The organism is Streptomyces sp. NPDC088354, assembly GCF_044753585.1.
Classification (GTDB): Bacteria; Actinomycetota; Actinomycetes; order Streptomycetales; family Streptomycetaceae; genus Actinacidiphila.
Window position 1 is genome coordinate 1 of sequence record NZ_JBIVNJ010000130.1, and the last position, 2,638, is coordinate 2,638.

Annotated in this window: 1 protein-coding gene and 1 pseudogene; both read right to left on the reverse strand. The window is 67.7% G+C overall.

The annotated features are described in order from the left end of the window. Window positions 1–93: 93 nt before the first annotated feature. Window positions 94–597 (reverse strand): annotated as a pseudogene (locus ACIP98_RS42170) (transposase); the annotation flags it as partial. Between the two features lie 664 nt (window positions 598–1,261). Then, window positions 1,262–2,578, reverse strand: a complete 1,317-nt coding sequence (locus ACIP98_RS42175; protein ID WP_401982169.1) for an ice-binding family protein — start codon at window positions 2,576–2,578, stop codon at window positions 1,262–1,264. Window positions 2,579–2,638 lie beyond the last annotated feature (60 nt).

Consider the following 2,638-nt stretch of genomic DNA (forward strand, 5'->3'; position numbering starts at 1 on the left):
TTCGGCCGAGCCGGCCTCGACCTTCTTCGCAAACGAGTCCTACTCGCACGATGAGCCCTCACCCGATCTGGACCACAAGATCGTCGACAGAACCCTGACCTTGACGTTGATGGCGTCCACGAACAAGACCGGATAGACGCGGTCGAGCGGCCGGTTGGACCATTCGGCCATGCCTTCCATCACCTGGTCGGTGATCGTGGAGATCGTCTGCCTGGAGACCTCGGCGCCGTAGACCTCGGCCAGGTGCGCGGAGATCTCCCCGTGGGTGAGGCCTTTCGCCGACAGCGACAGCACCATCTCGTCCACGCCGGTCAGCCGCCGCTGCCGCTTGCGCACGATCTGCGGCTCGAAGCTGCCCTCCACGTCACGGGGCACCCTGACCTCGACCGGCCCGACATCGGTCAGCACGGTCTTGGACCGGGTCCCGTTGCGGCTGTTGCCGGCGTTCCGGCCGGCCGCGTCGTGCTTCTCGTAACCGAGGTGGTCCGTGATCTCGCCTTCCAGGGCAGACTCCAGCACCCTCTTGGTCAACTGCTGCAGCAGTCCGCCCTCGCCCGTCAGCTGCAGGCCCTCGCTCCGAGCCCGGTCGACCAGCATCGCGATCAACTGCTCGTCCGACGCGGCCGGATCAGCCACGGACTCGTGCTCGATCGTCATCTCACTCACTTGGCGTCTCCATGATCAACAGATTGGCCGTTTATTAGACACTCCCACCCGGTGACAGGGGTGATCGGTGAACTGCTGTCAGTGGACGAGGCGGATCCATCGGCCTGGGGATGCCGTGTCATGGGGGGCGAGCAGCTGGGATGGCTGGGAAGGGGCGTGGTACTTCCTTGCCCTCTTCGATCCATTGGCGCAGGACGGCGCGGTAGATCGGCGGGTCCGTGCTGGCCTGGTATCCGCCGGGCTGACGAGCGTGGTCGGCGGTGTGGTGCGGGGGAAGGGCCGTGGTGTCCTCCATAGCCCCTCAACGATCCGCGTAGCGCGCGGGTGGTGGTCCGTGAGGAGGTCCTGTGCCCCGGCTCGGGTCGGGAACGACCATTTTTGGTCGGGGTCTGCGATGGGTTCGCCGTGAGTGCTGTTCAGGTCTCGGCGGGCACGCATGCCCCGTGTCTGCCTACCGGCTGGGCCGCTGGCCCCTCCGTAGGTCAGGTGTTCGTGCGAGGTGGGTTTTGGGCTCGGACCTATGTCGTTTGTGGGAGGTCTCGCCCGGTGTGGGTTTTCGCTGTTCTGGCAGTGGTGGGCCTGGTGGGTTGTGGTCTCACCAGGGACGGGTGATGGTGTTGGTATCCAGGGTGACCGATCCGTCGATGGCCATGGCCTGTCCGTGGATGGTTGTGCCTGCGTTGGCGGTGATGGAGGTCAGGGCGAGGATCCTGCCGGTGAAGTCGGTGTCGGGGCCGAGAGTGGCCGAGCTCCCGATTTGCCAGATGACGTTCCGTGCCGTGGCGCCGTTGATGAGGAGTACGCGGCTTGCGGTCGCTGTGGTCAGCGTGGATCCGATTTGGAAGACCCAGTCGGCGTTGCGGTCGCCTTGGGCGTCCAGCGTGAGCGTGCCGGTGAGAGCGATGGACGTGTCGGTGTTGTAGACGCCGGGAGCCAGCGTCAGGCCGCCGAGGTCGCCGGAGATGCCGGCGTCCGGGAGTTGGGCGACGGCGGAGTCGTAGGTGGCGACCAGATCGGCGTGAGCCTGAAGGGCATCGTCGTCTGCGGCATGGATGGTTCCGTGAACCTGGCCGGGCGGGAATCCCGTGACCGAGACTCCGGGGCTCACCCCGAGATCTCCGGTGACGTCGGAAAGGCCGGTGTTGGTGACCGACTGGCCACCCAGTACGGCGAAGCGTCCCAGGTAGGTGTATGCGTCCGAGGCGGTTGTCGTGCCGCCGAGGGTGGTGACGGAGACATCGGCCGGACCGAGTGCTCCCGCCGGCACCAGAGCGTCGATCTCCGTGTCGGAGGCGATTCTCCAGGACACGGCGGGCGTGCCACCGAAGGCGACGTCAGTGGCGTAGGAGAACGCGGTGCCGGTGATGACCACGAGGTTGCCCCCGTCCACGGGCCCCTTGTCCTGGGTGACGGCTGTGACGGACGGCGGGTCGAGATAGGCGTACACGACGCCGTCGGCGGTCCCGCCCCTGGTCCGCAGGGTCACGGAGACCGGCCCGGCGCCGACTGCTGCCGGGACGGTGACAGTGAGTTCGCCGTCGGAAACGACGGCGAAAGCCGCGGCCTGCGTACCGAAGCGGACCTCGTACGTGGTGTAGAGGCCAAGCCCGGTGAGAGTCACCGTGTTGCCGCCGGCCAAGGGGCCGGCCGGCGGCGGCGTGAGGCGGAAGGAGGGTGGCGGCAGGTAGTAGAAGCTGCCGACGACACCCGTTCCGCCCGCGGTGGTCACCGAGACGGGGACGGCGCCGACACCCGAAGGGGTGACGGTGGCGGTGGTGGTGTCACTGATGACCGTGAAACTCGCGGCCGGGCGCGCGCCGTAACGCACACCGGTGGTGCCGGTGAAGTGGACGCCGATGAGGGTCACCGCGTCACCCCCGCCTGTGGAGCCCTGATTCGGTACGACCGGCATGGGGGCGCTCCCTCGAGTCCGTCGGGCCGATCGGCGTTGCGCCTTCGGGCCGACCCGGCC

Excerpts from the sequence above, each read along its gene's own strand:
- ACIP98_RS42175 (WP_401982169.1), bottom strand. The coding sequence starts at position 2,578 with ATGCCGGTCGTACCGAATCAGGGCTCCACAGGCGGGGGTGACGCGGTG.